Source organism: Janthinobacterium sp. 75 (assembly GCF_004365495.1).
Classification (GTDB): domain Bacteria; phylum Pseudomonadota; class Gammaproteobacteria; order Burkholderiales; family Burkholderiaceae_D; genus Janthinobacterium.
On sequence record NZ_SORD01000001.1, the window covers coordinates 1,638,722 to 1,657,469 of the forward strand.

General features: G+C 63.1%; 15 protein-coding genes. 13 read left to right on the plus strand and 2 right to left on the minus strand.

Annotated elements, in window-relative coordinates:
* Positions 1-70 precede the first annotated feature (70 nt).
* From paaK to C8C89_RS07580, 13 genes are all read left to right on the plus strand, one after another.
* On the plus strand, positions 71-1,399 hold the full coding sequence (gene paaK / locus C8C89_RS07520; RefSeq protein ID WP_101484734.1) for a phenylacetate--CoA ligase PaaK: 1,329 nt from the start codon (positions 71-73) through the stop codon (positions 1,397-1,399).
* A gap of 22 nt (positions 1,400-1,421) precedes the next feature.
* Positions 1,422-2,627, plus strand: a complete 1,206-nt coding sequence (pcaF, locus tag C8C89_RS07525; protein ID WP_101482847.1) for a 3-oxoadipyl-CoA thiolase — start codon at positions 1,422-1,424, stop codon at positions 2,625-2,627.
* 83 nt (positions 2,628-2,710) lie between these two features.
* Positions 2,711-3,862: an ABC transporter substrate-binding protein gene (locus C8C89_RS07530; RefSeq protein WP_101482846.1), complete on the plus strand. Its 1,152-nt coding sequence runs from the start codon at positions 2,711-2,713 to the stop codon at positions 3,860-3,862.
* Positions 3,863-3,935: 73 nt separating this feature from the next.
* A complete protein-coding gene (locus tag C8C89_RS07535; RefSeq protein WP_101482845.1) occupies positions 3,936-4,814 on the plus strand; it encodes a branched-chain amino acid ABC transporter permease in 879 nt (292 codons plus the stop codon).
* Positions 4,811-5,827 carry a branched-chain amino acid ABC transporter permease gene (locus C8C89_RS07540; RefSeq protein WP_101482844.1) on the plus strand — a complete coding sequence of 339 codons (1,017 nt, stop codon included), beginning with the start codon at positions 4,811-4,813 and terminating at the stop codon, positions 5,825-5,827. Before C8C89_RS07535 ends, C8C89_RS07540 begins: the two co-directional genes overlap by 4 nt.
* 1 nt (position 5,828) lies before the next feature.
* A complete protein-coding gene (locus C8C89_RS07545; RefSeq protein ID WP_101482843.1) occupies positions 5,829-6,584 on the plus strand; it encodes an ABC transporter ATP-binding protein in 756 nt (251 codons plus the stop codon).
* A complete protein-coding gene (locus C8C89_RS07550) occupies positions 6,581-7,324 on the plus strand; it encodes an ABC transporter ATP-binding protein (RefSeq protein WP_133989256.1) in 744 nt (247 codons plus the stop codon). The genes C8C89_RS07545 and C8C89_RS07550 overlap by 4 nt, the downstream gene beginning before the upstream one ends.
* 91 nt (positions 7,325-7,415) lie before the next feature.
* Positions 7,416-8,030: a phenylacetic acid degradation protein PaaY gene (gene paaY / locus C8C89_RS07555; protein ID WP_101482841.1), complete on the plus strand. Its 615-nt coding sequence runs from the start codon at positions 7,416-7,418 to the stop codon at positions 8,028-8,030.
* Positions 8,031-8,125: 95 nt separating this feature from the next.
* The gene (paaZ, locus tag C8C89_RS07560) at positions 8,126-10,177 is read left to right on the plus strand and encodes a phenylacetic acid degradation bifunctional protein PaaZ (RefSeq protein WP_101482840.1); all 2,052 of its coding nucleotides are present in this window, start codon (positions 8,126-8,128) and stop codon (positions 10,175-10,177) included.
* A 78-nt stretch (positions 10,178-10,255) separates the two neighbouring features.
* Positions 10,256-11,731: an indoleacetamide hydrolase gene (gene iaaH, locus C8C89_RS07565; protein WP_101482839.1), complete on the plus strand. Its 1,476-nt coding sequence runs from the start codon at positions 10,256-10,258 to the stop codon at positions 11,729-11,731.
* A 360-nt stretch (positions 11,732-12,091) separates the two neighbouring features.
* A complete protein-coding gene (locus C8C89_RS07570; RefSeq protein ID WP_133989257.1) occupies positions 12,092-13,354 on the plus strand; it encodes a hypothetical protein in 1,263 nt (420 codons plus the stop codon).
* 10 nt (positions 13,355-13,364) lie between these two features.
* On the plus strand, positions 13,365-13,772 hold the full coding sequence (locus C8C89_RS07575) for a hypothetical protein (protein ID WP_101482837.1): 408 nt from the start codon (positions 13,365-13,367) through the stop codon (positions 13,770-13,772).
* Positions 13,773-13,834: 62 nt separating this feature from the next.
* Positions 13,835-15,415 carry a methyl-accepting chemotaxis protein gene (locus C8C89_RS07580; RefSeq protein ID WP_133989258.1) on the plus strand — a complete coding sequence of 527 codons (1,581 nt, stop codon included), beginning with the start codon at positions 13,835-13,837 and terminating at the stop codon, positions 15,413-15,415.
* Here C8C89_RS07580 and C8C89_RS07585 read toward each other — a convergent pair.
* Positions 15,412-16,635, minus strand: a complete 1,224-nt coding sequence (locus C8C89_RS07585) for a Xaa-Pro peptidase family protein (protein ID WP_133989259.1) — start codon at positions 16,633-16,635, stop codon at positions 15,412-15,414. The two genes, C8C89_RS07580 and C8C89_RS07585, sit on opposite strands and share 4 nt — an antisense overlap.
* A gap of 499 nt (positions 16,636-17,134) precedes the next feature.
* Positions 17,135-18,532, minus strand: a complete 1,398-nt coding sequence (gene argH / locus C8C89_RS07590; RefSeq protein ID WP_101482834.1) for an argininosuccinate lyase — start codon at positions 18,530-18,532, stop codon at positions 17,135-17,137.
* Positions 18,533-18,748 lie beyond the last annotated feature (216 nt).

Consider the following 18,748-nt stretch of genomic DNA (forward strand, 5'->3'; position numbering starts at 1 on the left):
GAGGTTACAAGAGCAGCTTCGAACTGCCGCAGCTGATTTGAAAAGTTAAAGAACCAATTAGGAGACAATGATGGTCCAACGTACGCCTTCCCCAAATGACCTCGAGCCGATCGAGCGCGCCAGCAAGGATGAATTGCAGGCGCTGCAGCTTGAACGCATGAAATGGACGCTCAAGCACGCGTATGACAACGTGCCCCATTACCGTGCCGCTTTTGACGAAGCTGGCGTGCATCCGGACGACCTGAAGTCGCTGTCCGACTTGTCGAAATTCCCGTTCACCGATAAAAAAGTCTTGCGTGACAATTACCCGTTTGGCCTGTTCGCCGTGCCGCGCGAGCAAGTTGTGCGCATCCACGCGTCGAGCGGCACCACGGGCAAGGCAACGGTGGTTGGCTACACGCAGAACGACATCGATACCTGGGCCAACGTGGTGGCGCGCTCGATCCGCGCCGGCGGTGGCCGCGCGGGCGACATGGTGCATATCTCCTACGGCTACGGCCTGTTCACGGGCGGCCTGGGTGCGCACTATGGGGCCGAGCGCCTGGGCTGCACCGTCATCCCCATGTCGGGTGGCCAGACGGAAAAGCAGGTACAACTGATCCAGGATTTCAAGCCATCGATTATCATGGTCACGCCGTCGTACATGCTCAACATCATCGAGGAATTCACGCGCCAGGGTCTCGATCCGGCTGAATCGTCACTGAAGGTGGGCATCTTCGGTGCCGAGCCGTGGACCGACGCCATGCGTTCGGAAATCGAAGCGCGCGCCGGCATCGACGCCGTCGACATCTATGGCCTGTCCGAAGTAATGGGGCCTGGCGTGGCTTCCGAATGCATCGAAAGCAAGGACGGTCCCGTCATCTGGGAAGACCATTTTTATCCCGAGATCATCGATCCGGAAACGGGCGAAGTGCTGCCGGATGGCGAAGAGGGCGAACTGGTCTTCACCTCGCTGTCGAAGGAGGCGCTGCCCGTTATCCGCTACCGCACCCGCGACCTTACCCGCTTGCTGCCGCCCACCTCACGCTCGATGCGCCGCATTGGCAAGATCACGGGCCGCTCGGATGACATGCTGATTATCCGCGGCGTGAACGTCTTTCCCACGCAGATCGAAGAGCTGATTTTGAAGATGCCGAAGCTGGCGCCGCAATACCAGCTGGTGGTCACGCGCGACGGCCACCTCGACAAGCTCGAAGTGATCGCCGAGCTGCGTATCGATCTCACTGCCACCATCTCGGCCAGCGAGACCGAAGGTCTGGCGCGCGAGCTGGAACACCGCATCAAGACGCATGTGGGCGTGAGCACGCGCGTGCGCCTGGTGGCCGCCGCCGGCATCGAACGGACCCTGACGGGCAAGGCCCGCCGCGTGGTCGACCAGCGCCCGAAGATTTTCTCCTGATAGCCCGAACAAGGAAACACACATGAACGACGCTTTTATCTGTGACGCCGTACGCACCCCCTTTGGCCGCTATGGCGGTGCCCTGGCCGGCGTGCGCGCGGACGACCTGGGCGCGCTGCCGATCGCCGCGCTGATCGCCCGTAACCCGTCCGTCGACTGGTCCGCCATCGACGATGTGTTCTACGGCTGCGCCAACCAGGCGGGCGAGGACAACCGCAACGTCGGCCGCATGGCCGCGCTGCTGGCTGGCTTGCCTGCCTCCGTACCCGCCAATACCATCAATCGCCTGTGCGGCTCCAGCCTGGACGCCGTCGGCATGGCCGCTCGCTCCATCAAGGCGGGCGAGGCGGAACTGATCATCGCCGGCGGCGTGGAAAGCATGACGCGCGCGCCTTTCGTGATGGGCAAGGCTGACAGCGCATTCTCGCGCGCTGCGAAAATTGAAGACACGACCCTGGGCTGGCGCTTCGTCAACGGCAAGATGAAGGCGCAGTACGGCATCGATACCATGCCGGAAACGGCGGAAAACGTGGCCGTGGAATTTGGCATCAGCCGCACCGACCAGGATGCGCTGGCCTTGCGCAGCCAGCAGCGCTGGGCCGCCGCTAACGCGGCTGGCGTCTTCGAGCGCGAAATCGTGCCTGTTGCCGTGCCGCAGAAAAAAGGCGAGCCGAAGATGGTGACGATGGATGAACATCCGCGTCCCGATACTTCGCTGGACATGCTGGCAAAGCTCAAGGGCGTGGTCAAGCCGGATGGCACGGTCACGGCCGGCAATGCCTCGGGCCTGAACGACGGCGCCTGCGCCATCCTGCTGGCGTCCGCCGCCGCCGTGGATAAATACAAATTGACGCCGCGCGCAAAAGTGCTGGGCATGGCCACGGCCGGTCTGGCGCCGCGCATCATGGGCTTTGGACCCTCGCCAGCCTCGCGCAAGGTGCTGGCGCAGACAGGGTTGACCATCGAGCAGATGGATGTCATCGAGCTCAATGAAGCGTTTGCGGCGCAGGCACTGGCCGTCACGCGCGACCTGGGCCTGGCTGACGACGCGGCCCACGTGAACCCGAATGGCGGCGCGATTGCCATCGGCCATCCGCTGGGCGCATCGGGCGCGCGCCTGGTGATGGCGGCCCTGAACCAGCTGGAACGCACGGGCGGGCGCTATGCGTTGTGCACCATGTGCATCGGCGTGGGGCAGGGTATTGCTGTAGTAATTGAACGCGTATAACAAAGTAAAAACAAAAAAGGCGCAGGCTTGTAAAAAAGCGCCAACAATACATTGACCGTAGTGCCAACCTGGTGGAGACCACAATGATTGCCAATATTTTCAAGAAAACCCTGATCGCCGGTGTGCTGGCGATGTCCGCTGCGGGCGCGTATGCGGCCGATAACATCAAGATCGGTTCCGTGCTGTCCGTCACGGGACCTGCCGCCTTTCTGGGCGATCCGGAGCTGAAAACCCTGCAGCTGTATATCGAGAAGATCAATGCGGCAGGCGGTGTGCTGGGACGCAAGCTGGAACTGGTGCACTACGATGATGGCAGCGACGCGGCCAAGGCCAACGGTTTTACCAAGCGCCTGATCGAGTCGGACAAGGTCGATGTGCTGATTGGTGGCACCACCACGGGTGCGACGATGGCGATGGCGCCACTGGTGGAGCGCGCCAGCATGCCGTTCATCTCGCTGGCGGGCGCTGTAGTCATTATCGATCCGGTCAAGAAATGGGTGTTCAAGACGCCGCATACGGACCGCATGGCTGCCGAGAAGGTATTCGAAGACATGAAAAAGCGCGGCATCAGCAAGGTAGGCCTGCTGTCGGAAACGAGCGGCTTCGGCGCCTCGGGCCGCAAGGAATCGCAGATCGTCGCCTCGAAATATGGCATCACGCTGGTGGCCGATGAAACCTATGGACCGAAAGATACGGACATCACGGCGCAGCTCACGCGCATCAAGAACACGGCTGGCGTGCAAGCCGTATTCGTCTTTGGACTGGGCCAGGGCCCTGCGGTCGTGACCAAGAACTATGGCCAGCTGGGCATGGCCGCACTGCCGCTGTATCAGTCGCACGGCGTGGCATCGGACGAGTATCTGAAGCTGTCGGGCAAGGCTGCCGAAGGCGTGCGTCTGCCAACGCCGGCCCTGCTGATCGGCGCCATGCTGCCGGACAGCGACGCGCAAAAGGCCATCGTGGTTGGCTACGACAAGACGTATAAAGAGCGCTACAAGATTGATCCGTCGACATTTGGCGGCTATGCGCTCGATGCCCTGAACCTGTCGGTGGATGCCATCAAGCGCGCAGGGGGAACGGACCGCGAAAAAGTGCGTACGGCGCTGGAACAGACCAAGGGTTTTGTGGGCACCACCGGTGTCTTCAACATGTCGGCCAAAGACCACATGGGCTTGGACCTGTCGGCGTTCCGCATGGTGGAAGTGAAGAACGGCGAATGGCAATTGTCGAAATAATGTAAGCCGGAAGTACCTGCGCGAGGCCGTCCTCGAAGGGGGCCCGCGCATAGCCGAACATAATGGAGACACCATGGAAGTCGCTCAATTTTTACAATTTCTGTATTCCGGGATGACGGTCGGTTCCGCCTACGCGCTGGCGGCGCTGGGCTTCACCATCATCTACAACACCAGCGGCGTGATCAACTTCGCGCAAGGCGAATTCATCATGCTGGGCGGGATGCTGGCCGCCGTGATGTCCGCCGCTGGCGTGCCGCTGCCGCTGGCCATCATCCTGGCCGTCATCGCCACGGGCCTGGTTGGCCTGTTGATGGAAAAAGCCGTGATCGAACCGGCGCAAAATGCGCAGGTCATCACCCTGCTGATCATTACCATCGGCGCCTCGCTGGTGCTGCGTGGCCTGGTGCAAATCTGGCTGGGCAAGGATACGCATACATTGCCAGCCTTTTCCGGCGACGCGCCGATCGAATTCCTGGGCGCCAGCCTGCTGCCGCAAAGCCTGTGGGTGCTGGGTGTCACCGTCGTCATCGTGCTGGTGCTGGGCTGGTTCTTTGGCCGCACGCTGATGGGCAAGGCCATGCTGGCCACATCGCACAACAAGCTGGCCGCGCAACTGGTGGGCATCAACACGCGCAAGGTACTGCTGTTTTCGTTCGGCTTGTCAGCCTTGCTGGGCGCGGCTGGCGGTATTCTGGTCGCACCGATCACCTACACCTCGTATGACGCGGGCATCATGCTGGGTCTGAAAGGTTTTGTCGCCGCCGTACTTGGTGGCCTTGGCGGTGGCGTGGGTGCAATTGCCGGTGGCCTCATTCTCGGCATCGCTGAAGCCATGACGGCCGGCTACATCTCCTCGGCCTACAAGGACGCCGTGCCTTTCGTGCTGATCCTGTTGATTCTGTTCTTCCTGCCGCAAGGCTTGTTTGGTGCTAAAAATTCGGAGCGTGTATGAAGACGCGGTTGCCAACATTCTTTACCCGCTCGCGTCACGGTGGCTTGCTGGTGCTGGCTCTGGTGCTGGCCATCTTGCCGCTGTTCCTCACCAACGCGTTCTACTATGACGTGGCGATCCGCATTGCGCTCAACGCCATCGTCGTCATCGGCCTGAATCTCCTGATGGGCTACACAGGCCAGATCAGCCTGGGCCACGCGGGTTTCTATGGCCTGGGTGCGTACGCGTCTGCCGTGCTGACCACGCACTACAGCTGGCCCCCGTTAGCTGCCCTGGCGGCGGGTGCCGTCGCGACGGGTCTGCTGGCCCTGCTGCTGGCGCGTCCCGTCCTGAAGCTCAAGGGCCATACCCTGGCCATGGCGACCCTGGGCCTGGGCATCATCATTTCCATCGTAATCAACAACGAAACGCAGTGGACGGGCGGCCCGGACGGCATCGGCGTCTCCGCCTTCAGTGTCGCCGGCCTGGAAATCGCCGGTGAAAAATCGTGGTACCTGGTGTGCGCCGTGCTGCTGTTGCTGGTCACGTGGCTGGCACTGAACCTGATCGATTCGCCCGTCGGGCGCGCGCTGCAGGCGATTCACGGCTCGGAAGTGGCGGCACGCGTGGTCGGTGTCGACACGACCCGCTTCAAGGTGCGCGTGTTCGTGCTGTCGGCAGTCATTGCCAGTATTGCAGGCAGCATCAGCGCCCACTACATCGGTTTTATCACCCCCAACCTGGCCGGCTTCTTCCACTCGATCGAGCTGGTGACGATGGTGGTGGTGGGCGGCATGGCATCGATCTTCGGTTCCATCATCGGTGCGGCCCTGCTGACGATCCTGCCGCAACTGCTATCCAGTTTTGAAGGCTGGGAAACGGTGGTGTTCGGCGTGATCCTGATGGCGACCATGATTTTCATGCCGAAAGGTCTCGTACCCAGCCTGGCCAGCCGTTCGCGCAAGCGGGCAGGGGTGCCGCAGGCACCCAAAGCCGACGAAGGCACGGCAAAACCATCGGCACAGGAGGTGTGAAATGCTGACGATTAATAGTCTGAGCAAGAGCTTTGGCGGAGTGCACGCGGTGCAGGACGTGAGCTTCACCGTCAAGGAAGGCAATATCCACTCCGTGATCGGGCCGAATGGCGCCGGCAAGACGACCTTGTTCAATTTGATTACGGGCGTGTACACGCCGACCAAGGGCGAGATTTTGCTGAATGGCGAGAACGTGGCCGCCATGCCGCCCGATGCGCTGGCGCGGCGCGGCATGAGCCGCACCTTCCAGAATCTGCAGGTGTGCATGAACATGACGGCCATAGCCAATGTGATGGTGGGCGCGCACCTGCGCCTGAACCAGAACCTGTTCGCTTCCATGCTGCGTTTGCCGTCCGTACGCCGTGCCGATGCGGTATGCCGCGACGAGGCGGCGGGCCTGATGGAGTTTGTCGGCGTGGGCCGGCATATTGACGACGAGGCGGGTCAGATGTCGTATGGCGCATTAAAGCGCCTGGAAATCGCCCGCGCGCTGGCGGCCAAGCCGAAGGTGCTGCTGCTCGATGAACCGGCCGCTGGCCTGAACCATACGGAGACGGGCGAGATCGAAGCCTTGATACGCAAGGTGGCGCAATCGGGCGTGACGGTGGTGCTTGTCGAGCATGACATGAAACTGGTGATGAACCTGTCGGACCATATCCTGGTGCTCGACTATGGCAAGAAGCTGGCCGAAGGGACCGCCGCCGAAGTGCGCGCCAATCCCGATGTGGTGGCGGCGTATCTGGGAGTGGCTGCATGAAGTACGAAAAAAATCAGGAAAAACCTCAGACGCCGCTGGTGCTCGATATCAAGGGCTTGACCAGCCACTATGGCCGCATCCAGGCCCTGCACGGCATCGACCTGCAGGTGCGCCAAGGGCAACTGGTGGCGCTGGTGGGCGCCAATGGCGCCGGCAAGACGACCCTGCTGCGGGCGATTTCCGGCGTGCAGCCGATCAGCGCCGGCAGCATCGCCTTCGCCGGTCAGGACGTCAGCCGCATGAGCGCCGACAGGCGCGTGCGCGCCGGCATTTGCCAGGTGCCGGAAGGGCGGCAAGTGTTCGGCCCCATGACGGTGGAAGACAATCTGCGCCTGGGCGCTTTTACACGCCCCGCACAGGACGTGGCGGGTGACATGGAGCGCATGTATGGCCTGTTCCCGATTTTGAAGGAAAAGCGGCTGCTGCTGGCCGGGACCTTATCGGGCGGGCAGCAGCAGATGCTGGCCATGGCGCGCGCACTGATGGGCCGTCCACAACTGCTGTTGCTCGACGAACCGAGCATGGGCCTGGCACCCTTGCTGATCGCGGAAATCTTCCGCATCGTGGCCGAACTGCGCGACCAGGGCATCACCATCTTCCTCGTCGAGCAGAACGCGCACGCCGCCCTGTCGATCGCCGACGTGGGCTATGTGATCGAGACGGGCGCCATCACGCTGTCCGGTCCCGGTCCCGAGTTACTGCTTAACGAGCAGGTACAAAGCGCCTACTTGGGTATGTGAAGACGTAGGTCGGATTAGCGGGGGCGCCGAGCCGCTTGCGCGTAATCCGACATCAGCCGCTACGGCTGGCAATAATGTTTTGGAGAGCAACATGGTCAAAGTCTACGAAATCAACGGCGTCACCCCCGTCGTCCACCCCAGCGCCTATGTGCACCCGTCGGCCGTACTGATTGGCGACGTGATCGTCGGGCCGCGCTGCTACATCGGCCCGCTGGCCTCGATCCGCGGCGACTTCGGCCGCCTGATCCTGGAAGAGGGCGCGAATCTGCAGGACACCTGCGTCATGCACGGCTTCCCCGGCTGCGACACGGTAGTCGAAGTCGACGGACATATCGGTCACGGCGCCGTGCTGCACGGCTGCCGCATCGGCCGCAACGCGCTGGTGGGCATGAACGCCGTGGTGATGGATAACGCCATCATTGGCGAGGAATCCATCGTCGCCGCCATGAGTTTCGTCAAGGCGGGCATGATCGTTGCGCCGCGCAGCATGGTGGTCGGTACGCCAGCCAAGGTGATACGGTCGCTCACCGACGATGAAATCAAATGGAAGAGTTCGGGCACGGGCCAGTACCACGAACTGGCCGTACGCTCGATGCAGACGATGCGCGAAGTGGAAGCCCTGACGGAAGTCGAGGCGAACCGCCAGCGTCTCAATTTCGAATCCGCATTGCCGCTGCACTTGCACAAGAACGCCGCAGCGCAATAAACAATATGGGCGTAGGTCGGATTAGCGGGGCAGCGCCCAGCGTAATCCGACACCACACCAACGTCACCAACACCCTCGTTTTACGGAGAAACCACATGGCTCAAATATCCACCCTGCAAAGCCTGATCGCCGGCCGCTGGCTGGGCGAAAGCGCCGCCGTGCCCCTGCACAGCGCCTTGAACAACCGCGTCATCTATCACACGCATGCCGAGAAGATCGACTTCGACGAAGCCGTCACGTATGCCCGCAAGACGGGCGTGCCGGGCCTGATGGCGCTGGACTTCCAGCAGCGCGCCGCGCGCCTGAAGGCGCTGGCCCTGTACCTGGTCGAGCGCAAGGAAGAGCTGTATGCGATCTCGCACCTGTCGGGCGCCACGCGCGCAGATAGCTGGGTCGATATCGAAGGCGGCACGGGCACGCTGTTCGCCTATGCCAGCATGGGCAGCAACGAGCTGCCGTCGTCGAACGTGCTGCATGAAGGCCCGGCCATCGCGCTGGGCAAGAAGGGCGGTTTCGCCGGCACGCACATCCTGGTGCCGCGCGGCGGCCTGGCCGTGCACATCAACGCCTTCAACTTCCCCATCTGGGGTCTGCTGGAAAAATTTGCGCCGAGTTTTCTCGCCGCCATGCCCTGCATCGCCAAGCCGGCCACGGCGACGAGCTATCTGACGCAAGCTGTCGTGCGCATGATGCATGAATCTGGCTTGCTGCCGGCCGGCAGCCTGCAACTGGTGATCGGCTCCACGGGCGACTTGCTGGACCGCCTGAATGGACAGGACTTCGTCACGTTCACGGGATCGGCCGCCACTGCCGCCAAGCTGCGCACAAATCCGAACCTGATCGCCCAGTCCGTGCCCTTCAACGGCGAAGCCGATTCGCTCAACTGCGCCATCCTGGCGCCGGACGTCACGCCCGACGACGTGGAATTCGACCTGTTCGTCAAGGAAGTCGTACGCGAAATGACGGGCAAGTCGGGCCAGAAGTGCACGGCGATTCGCCGCATCATCGTGCCCGAGCACCTGATGGACGCCGTCGGCACGCGCCTGCGCGAGCGCCTGGCCAAGGTGGTGGTGGGCGACCCGTCCATCGAAGGCGTGCGCATGGGCGCGCTGGCATCGAAAGAACAGCAGAACGACGTGGCGGAACGGGTCGCCACGCTGTCGCAAGGGAACGAAGTGGTGTTCGGCGCCGCCGACGGCTTCAGTCCCCTGGGTGATGGGGCACAGGATGGCAGCTTCTTCTCGCCGACCCTGCTGCTGTGCCGCGACGCTTTCGGCAACGATGCCGTGCATGACGTGGAAGCGTTCGGCCCCGTCAGCACCATGATGGGCTACAAGGATATCGATGAAGCGCTGGCCCTGGCCGCGCGCGGCAAGGGCAGCCTGGTGAGTACCCTGGTGACGCGCGATCCGAAGATCGCTGCGCGCGTGGTGCCGCACGTGGCGGCCACGCATGGCCGCGTGCATGTGCTCGAGCGCGTGGCCTCCGTCGATTCGACGGGCCATGGCTCGCCCTTGCCGCAACTGAAGCACGGCGGCCCAGGCCGCGCGGGCGGCGGCGAGGAACTGGGCGGCGTGCGCGCCGTGCGCCACTACCTGCAACGCGCGGCCGTGCAAGGCTCGCCGACCATGCTGGCGGCGATCACGGGCGAATACGTGCGCGGCGCGGATGTCAACGAAAGCCCGATCCACCCGTTCCGCAAGCACTTCGAGGACCTGAAGACGGGCGACTCGCTGCTCACGCACCGCCGCACCGTCAGCGAAGCGGACATCGTCGCCTTCGGCGGCATCTCGGGCGATTTCTTCTACATGCACTTCGACGAAATCGCTGCAAAGGAATCGCAGTTCGGCAAGCGCATCGCCCACGGCTACTTCGTGCTGTCGGCCGCCGCCGGTCTGTTCGTCTCGCCTGGCGTCGGCCCCGTGCTGGCCAATTATGGCCTGGATAATTTGCGTTTTGTCGCGCCCGTCGCCATCGGCGACACCATCCGCGCCCGCCTGACCTGCAAGCGCAAGGTCGACCGTAACCGCAAGGACGTGTTTGGCGTGGGCCAGGGCGTGGTCGCTTGGGACGTGCAGGTGACCAACCAGAATGAGGAATTGGTGGCCAGCTACGACATCCTGACCCTGGTCTCCAAGCGCGAGTAAGCCACGTTGGCAGGACAGGTTTGACCGGCGCCGCCTGCGATGTACGCTAGGGCGGCGCATTTTTTTTGGAGATACATCATGAGCAAGGCAGACGATCAACCTTCCATCGCCGTGCAGGCGCAATTGGCCCTGAGCGCCAGCGATGCCGTTGCCGCCATCGCCAATGGCAGCCTGGGCGCCGTCGACTACATGCATACCCTGCTGGCGCAGGCCCGCGCGCAAGCCGGCTTGAACAGCCTGATCACGCTCAATGCGGCGTCCGCGCTGGAAGCCGCCGCGCAGGTCGATGCGGCGCGCGCGGCGGGCCACGCCTTGCCGCCGCTGGCCGGCTTGCCCATCGTTGTAAAAGACAATATCGACGCGCGCGGCATGCCGACGACCGCCGGCACGCCGGCCTTGCGCGACTGGCATCCGGCCGTGAACGCGCCCAGCGTGCAGCGCCTGCTGGACGCGGGCGCCATTATCCTGGGCAAGGCGAACATGCATGAACTGGCGTTTGGCGCCACCAGCACGAATTTTTCCAGTTTCGCCGGCCACGTGAAAAACCCGTATGACAGCGCGCGCATCCCCGGTGGCTCTTCCGGCGGCACGGCGGCGGCGATCGCCGCGCGCATCGCGCCGGCAGGCCTGGGCACGGATACGGGCGGCTCCACGCGGGTGCCGGCCGCCTTGTGCGGCATCGTTGGCTTGCGCCCGTCCGTGGGCGATGGCGGCATACAGCGCCGCTACGATTCCAGCGGCACGGTCCCCATCAGCCACACGCGCGACACGGTGGGCCCGATGGCGCGCACGGTGGCCGACGTGGCTCTGCTCGACAGCGTGCTGTCCGGCCTTCCCGTGCCATCGCCGGAGCCGCTGGCCGGTTTGCGTTTCGGCGTGCCGGCCGCTTTCTGGCAGCCGCTGGACGCCGACGTGGCGGCCGTGATGGCGCAAGCCAGGGAGACGCTGGCGCAGGCGGGCGTGGTGCTGGTCGATATCGGCATGGAAGACGTGATGGCGGTGAACGGCAAGGTGTCGTTCCCGCTGGCGCTGCATGAGCCGCGCCAGGCGATTCCCGCCTACCTGGCCGCCAGCGGCGCGCAAATCACGCTGGACGATATCGCCGCGCAAGTGGCCAGCCCCGATGTGCGGCACGCGTTTGGCGCCATCCTGGGCGACGCGTTTGGTGCCGCGTATCCCGATGCCGTGCAGGTGCAGCGGCCCCGTTTGCAGGCGCTGTACCGCGACCATTTTGCGCGCCACCGCCTGGATGCCATTTTTTTTCCGACGACGCCCGTGTGCGCCGTGGCCATTGATGGCGTGCAGGGTTCGTCGGTCATCGCGGTGGCGGACGGTGCGCCTGGCGACGCGTTTACCACCCTGATCCGCAATACGGACCCGGCCAGCAACGCGGGCCTTCCCGGTTTGTCCCTGCCTGCGGGTTTGACGGCTGCAGGTTTACCGGTGGGGATGGAGGTCGACGGACCGCTGGCCAGCGACAGCCGTTTGCTGGCCATCGGCCTGTCATTGGAGGCGCTGTTCGGCCCCTTGCCGGCGCCACCGGCGTGCGCTTGACGGCCTGAGAAGCACACTGGCACGCTTGGCAGGGCGCCAGGACTTTGTACCGGCTGAACTATCCATAAGTGTATGAAAAGTCTGGCGAAAGTGTGGTTTTGCACCGCGTGCTATTTAGATAAACCCCTCTAGAAGGCGTGCTTTTTTCATGAAAACGGGCGAATTCGCTCATTGCCTCAAGAAAACTTTCCAACGTAAAACCTTTTCTCTGTAGCATGGTTTTACTCACTGGTCACGCTGCCATGCACGCCCTGGGCGATGGCGGCGCGAAAAAACGGACCCGGCCTTTTACGGCCGGTGAGCCATCGACCTCGAGTCCACTCCACGATTAATGTTCACCGCTACGGGTATTTGATTACTATGAATAAACACGTCCTGATTTTCCTGTTGGCCATTCCCCTGGCCATCAGCCACGCCTACGCCGACGAGGCCAGTGGTCCCACCGTCAAGATCAGCGGTTACGGCACGGCCGCGCTGACCATGGCCGATACGGACAAGGCGCAGTTTGCGCGTCCGAACCAGGCTGCCGGCGCGGGCCGCACTGCCCGCACGGGCGTCGATTCCAACCTGGGTCTGCAGGCCAATGTCACCGTCAATCCTTGGCTCTCGGCCACCGTGCAGGGACTGGCGCGCAAGGATGGCGAGGATGATTTCGGCGCTGAACTGGCGTGGGCCTTTGCCAAGGCCAAGGTGTCGGACAGCTTCAGTGTGCGCGTTGGCCGCATGGGTCTGCCCGTCTTCATGATTTCCGATTACCGTAACGTGGGCTATACCAACACCATGCTGCGCCCACCGGGCGAAATGTATTCGCAGGTGCCCCTGAACAGCATCGACGGCATCGACGGCACCTACCAGTTCAGCGCGGGCGACACCAGCATCACTACGCAGTTGGCGCTGGGCCGCACCAAGGCGACCCTGGCTACAGGGCCAGATTCGACCGTGCAGGTGGAAGGCAAGTCCATCGTCGCCCTCAACGTAGTGGCCGAACATGGCCCCGTTACTGTGCGTTTCGGCCGTGCCGAGACCAAGCTGACGATCAACGATTCGCTCAGCCTGAATACCTTGATGGGCAGCTTGCGCGCGGCTGGTCATGGTTATCGGATCTCCCAGTTGGGTGCCCTGGCCGATGCGCTGGAAGTCAAGGACAAGAAGGCGTCATTCACCTCCGTGGGCCTGGGCCTGGACTGGAACAATGTCCTGGTGCAGTCCGAATATGCGAAGCGCAAGACGGACAGCTATGTCAGCGACAGCACCTCGTGGTACGTGATGGGAGGCTACCGCATCGGTGCCTTCCTTCCGTATTACAGCCACGCCAGCCTGAAGGCCGATGGCCGCGTGAACAACACCGTGCCGGCCGCCTGCCCTGCCGGTTATCCTGCCGCCTGCACGCCGACCTTGCGCGCCCTGTCGGCAGGCGTCGACGCGCTGGCCACTATGCGCAATCAGCTGGAGCAATCGACGGACAGCATCGGTGTGCGCTGGGACTTCCACCGTTCGGCCGCGCTGAAAGTGCAGATCGACCGCATCAAGCCGAAGAATGGCCCAGGTCTCTTCGTGCAAGCCAAGCCTGGCTTCCATGGCCCAGTCACGGTGGCTGCCGCCGCCATCGATTTCGTTTTCTAAGGAGCGCCGCATGAAACCATTTATTGTGAATGTGGCTGCCTTGCTGGCGCTGTCGGTTGCCGTTCCTGCCATGGCTGAAGTAGTCGTTGTGGTCAATTCGAAGAGTGCTGCCGGTGCGATGACGAATGAACAGGTGGCACAATTCTTTCTCGGAAAATCGACAGCCATGACGCCGATCGATCAGCCGGAAAGCGCCCCTGTGCGCGCCGAGTTCTACAAGAAGGTGACGGACAAGGAGCCGTCGCAGGCGAAGGCCCTTTGGTCCAAGCTGGTGTTCACGGGCAAGGCGACTTTGCCAAAGGAAGTGGCCAATAGCGCTGACGTGAAGAAGGCCGTGGCGGCCGATCCGAAAGCTATCGGCTATATCGAAAAGAGTGCCGTCGACGGCACCGTGAAAGTTGTGCTGACGGCGCCATAAAGCCCGCTCGGGCCGCACGCCATGCGGCGGCCCGATAATTCATCAAAAATCAGGAGACAGCAATGAGCATCAAACGCAAGATATGGGCGCTGCCTGTCATCTCGGCCGTGATTTTCGGGCTGGGGCTGGCTGTCAGCGCCTATCTGTCCACGGCCACGCTCAATTCCATCCACGCCACCGAGAGCGCCGACTATCCCGTGCTCGACATGGCCAAGTCGCTGACCCTGGACGTGGCTGCCGTCGGCGACGCCCTGCGCGATGCCGTCAGCGAAGGCGACAAGGAGCGTATCGGGCAAGTCGGCGGCCAGGCGGTCAAGCTGCGTGCCAAGCTGGCCGACTTTGCGGCGATCCCCGGGCAGCGCGAGCAGGGCCAGCGCCTGGCAAAGGAATTCGATGCCTATTATGCGCCGGCACTGAGCGCGGCGCGCATCATGCTGGAAATGGAAGAGGGTGACCCGCAAGCGACCGTGGCGCGCATGCAGGGTGCGCTGGCCGTGCTCAATACGGACCTGGCGAAGACCAATGAGCAGGCGCAGACGCAGTTCAAACAGGGCATCGAACGCAGCGCGGCCAATGTGCGCAATGCCCTCAATACCAGCATTGCCGTGGCGCTGGCCGTCATCGTCTGCCTGGTGGCCGTGTCACATTTCGTCGTGCGTGCCATCTGGCAGCAGCTCGGCGGCGAGCCTGAATATGCGCGCCAGATCGCACGCGCCGTGGCCGACGGCGACCTCTCGATGCAGATCGTGACCGAGGCGGGCGACCAGGCCAGCCTGCTGGCGGCGCTGAAGGAGATGCGCGGCCGGCTGGCCGGCATGGTGTCCGGTATCAAGGCATCGGCCGAAACCATCCAGGTGGCCAGCGCGGAAATCGCCCAGGGCAACGCGGATCTGGCCGCGCGTACGGAGTCGCAGGCGGGCAGCCTGGACCAGACGGCGCGCAGCATGGACAGCCTCACAAGTACTGTGCGCGACAACGCCGCCAATGCGGGGCAGGCGCATGAACTGGTCGTGTCGGCATCCGTGGTGGCGGTCAAAGGCGGGCAGGTAGTCAGCCAGGTGGTTACCACCATGGGTGAGATCAACGATTCATCCAGGCGCATCGTCGACATCATCGGCGTCATCGACGGCATCGCCTTCCAGACGAATATCCTGGCCTTGAATGCGGCCGTGGAAGCGGCTCGCGCGGGAGAGCAGGGGCGCGGCTTTGCCGTGGTGGCATCTGAGGTGCGCAACCTGGCGCAGCGCAGTGCGGCAGCAGCGCGCGAGATCAAGCAATTGATCGGCGATTCGGTGGCAAAGGTGAATGTCGGTTCGAAACTGGTCGACGAGGCTGGGCTGACCATGGGGCAGATCGTCGATTCCGTGAAAAAAGTGGCCGACATCATGGCCGAGATCAGTGCCGCCAGCCAGGCGCAAAGCGCCGGCATCGGCGACATCGGCGTGGCCATCGGCAGCATGGATCAGATGACGCAGCAAAATTCCGCGCTGGTGGAAGAAGCGTCGGCGGCCGCCGAATCGCTGCAGGAACAGGCCGTGCAACTGGGCACGGCGCTGGCCGTGTTCAAGCTGACACAGGGCAGCCTGGCGCCGATCGCTACCGTGCCGGCGGCACGGCGGCTGGCGTTGACGAAGGCGGCTTAAGTCCGCAAGCCGAACGGATGGTCGATGCTGTGTGCCGGTTCGGTGAACCAGCGCGGACCGTTTTCCGTCATGTAGAAATGGTCTTCGTGGCGGATGCCGAATTCGCCGGGGATGCAGATCATCGGCTCGTTCGAGAAGCACATGCCCACGTCGAGCGGCGTCGTGTCATTGCCCACCAGGTAAGGCCATTCGTGGATATCGAGGCCGATGCCGTGGCCCGTGCGGTGCGGCAGTCCCGGCAGCTTGTAGCCTGGGCCAAAGCCGTCGGCCTCCAGCGAGACGCGCGCGGCGCGGTCCACGTCGCCGCAGGGCACGCCCAGCCGGGCGGCGGCGAATGCCGCTGCCTGCGCCGCCTTTTCGCTGTTCCACACGCTGCGCTGGCGTTCGCTGATGGCGCCAAACACATAGGTGCGCGTGATGTCGGAGATGTAATTCATTACCTGGCAACCCGTGTCGATCAGTACCGTGTCGCCTGCCTTCAGTGTCTGCACGTAGTTTACGCCATGCGGATAGGCCGTCGCTTCGCCGAACAGCACGATGCAAAAATACGAGCGGGGTGCTCCCACCTTGCGGTGCGCGCGCTGGATGAATTCTTCCACTTCCACCGTCGTGATGCCTTCGTACAGCATGCTGGCCGTGGCCACGTGCACGGCCAGGGTCATGTCCATCACGCGCTGCATCAGGGCGATTTCGGCCTGTGACTTGCGGCTGCGGCAGTACGCGGTGACGGCACGCGCATTTTCCAGCGCGTAGCCGGGTGCCAGCGGCCGGATGCCGTCATAGATGAAGAAGGCGGCGCTTTCGCAGATGCCCACGCGCGGCGGCGCGTCCGCATCCTGGGCAATCCCCATGCGCGCCAGTACGTCGACGAACAGCTGGTACGGGCTCTCGTGCTCTTCCCAGCAATTGACCATGCCCTCGATGAGCATGAAGCCTTGCAAGGTGCTTTCCTCGAAGGCGGGAGCGATGTATTCGATCTCGCCGCTGGCCGGCAGGATGGCGCCCACCATGCGTTCGCTGGCATACCATTTGGTGCCCGTGAAGTAGGTGAGGTTGGCGCCCGCGTTCAGGTAGATCGCGGCGATGCCCTGCTCGCGCATGAATGCTTGCGCCTTGGCGATGCGTTGCGCGTGTTCGTCCTTGCCGATGGCAACCATGCCGCCCGTCATGTCCGACAGCGATGCCAATGCCTGTTCGATGGAAGTGCCACCTATGCTCATGCCTGCTCCTTTGCTCGATGCTGATTTGGAATGCGGGCATGATATCAGTTCGCGCCTTTCTGCTGGAGCCAGGGCGCGCCGCCGGCGGCATCGGGCGGGGGCAGCACGAGGTCGTGCGGATAATGAAATGCCAGTCCGCATAGTGCTGTTTGCGGCGCTGAACTGGTCGGGCACACCCTCGACCAGTTCATCGAGATTTTTCGGATAGCCGGACGCGCCCAGCGACAGCTTGATGCGTCTATTGTCCCAAGCGCGCTTGTAGGCATCGACGGCTACAGGTATCTCGATCAGGGCGCTGCGTAATTCCTGCTCCTACGCCCTTTGGCGTGTCAGCTGTGCCATCGGCACGGCTACCGTGGGTGTGTATCCGCCCAGCTGACCTTGCTGCTGGAAGCGTCGCAGACGGACGCCGCCTTTTCCGTGTTGTCGACAATCCTCGCGCAATGAAAAACGCCCCGCTGCAGCGATGCAGCGGGGCGCTTGTGCGCGCAAGCGCGGTTTATTTTTCCAGCTGCGTGCGCACGCGGGCGATCGCGGCGCGCACCTGGCGCGGCGCAGTGCCGCCCACGTGGTCGCGCGCGGCGACGGAGCCTTCCAGGGTCAGCACTTCAAACACGTCTTCACCCGTCAGCGGGGAAAACGCACGCAGCTGCTCCAGCGACAGGTCGGCCAGGTCGCAACCGGCATCGACGCAGGCGCGCACGGCCAGGGCAACCGCTTCATGGGCGTCGCGGAACGGCAGGCCCTTCTTGACCAGGTAGTCGGCCAGGTCGGTCGCAGTGGCATAACCCTGCAGGGCTGCCGCGCGCATCGCTTCCGGTTTCACCGTGATGCCACCGGCCATGTCGGCGAAGATGCGCAGCGTGTCGATGACGGTATCGACGGTATCGAACAGCGGTTCCTTGTCTTCCTGGTTATCCTTGTTATAGGCCAGCGGCTGGCCTTTCATCAGGGTCAGCAAGCCGATCAGGTGGCCATACACACGGCCTGTCTTGCCACGCGCCAGTTCCGGCACGTCCGGGTTCTTCTTTTGCGGCATGATCGACGAGCCGGTGCAGAAGCGGTCGGCGATGTCGATGAAGCCGATGCGTGGACTCATCCAGATCACCAGTTCCTCGGCCATGCGCGACACGTGCATCATCAGCACGGAGGCAGCGGCGCAGAATTCGATGGCGAAATCACGGTCCGACACTGCGTCGAGCGAATTGTGGCAGACGTCGTCGAAGCCCAGCGTCTTGGCGACGCGAAGGCGGTCGATGGGGAAGGTGGTGCCGGCCAGGGCGGCTGCGCCCAGCGGCAGGCGGTTGACGCGCTTGCGGCAATCGGCCATGCGTTCGGCATCGCGGCCGAACATCTCGACATACGCCAGCATGTGGTGGCCGAAGGTAATCGGCTGGGCCACCTGCATGTGGGTAAAGCCCGGCATGATGGTGTCGGCATGCTGCTCTGCCAGGTCCGTCAGTGCGCTGCGGAACGTCGCCAACAGGGTGGTGATGTCGTCGATGGCAGAACGTACGTACAGGCGGATATCGGTGGCCACCTGGTCGTTGCGCGAACGGCCCGTGTGCAATCGCTTGCCCGCATCGCCTACCAGTTCGGTCAGGCGCTTTTCAATATTCAGGTGGACATCTTCCAGGTCCAGCAGCCATTCGAACTGGCCAGCGGCGATTTCCTGCGAGATTTGCGCCATGCCGCGCTGGATTTCCGCGTAGTCGGCCGCGCTGATGATGGCTTGCGCATGCAGCATTTCCGCATGGGCCAGCGAACCTTCGATGTCGAACAGCGCCAGGCGCTTATCAAAAAATACAGAAGCTGTGTAGCGCTTGACGAGGTCCGAGACCGGTTCGGAAAACCGGGCCGACCAGGCTTCGCCCTTTTTGGAGAATTGATCAGTCATGAAAGAAGTCCTTTAGTGTAGGGCGATTATAAACAAGGTTGGCCTGCGGTAGTGCTTTTAGGGGCTTGCAGGGCGCTGAAATGGCCAGTAATGGGGCTGGCAAGCATCAAATGCCACGGTACGGGCGCTGTTGCGCGTTCCATCCGGGCTTTTTGTATTCTGTCCCGCAAATCGTGCGTTTTGTCGCAATCCGATGGCAGTTCAGCGGTGATCGGC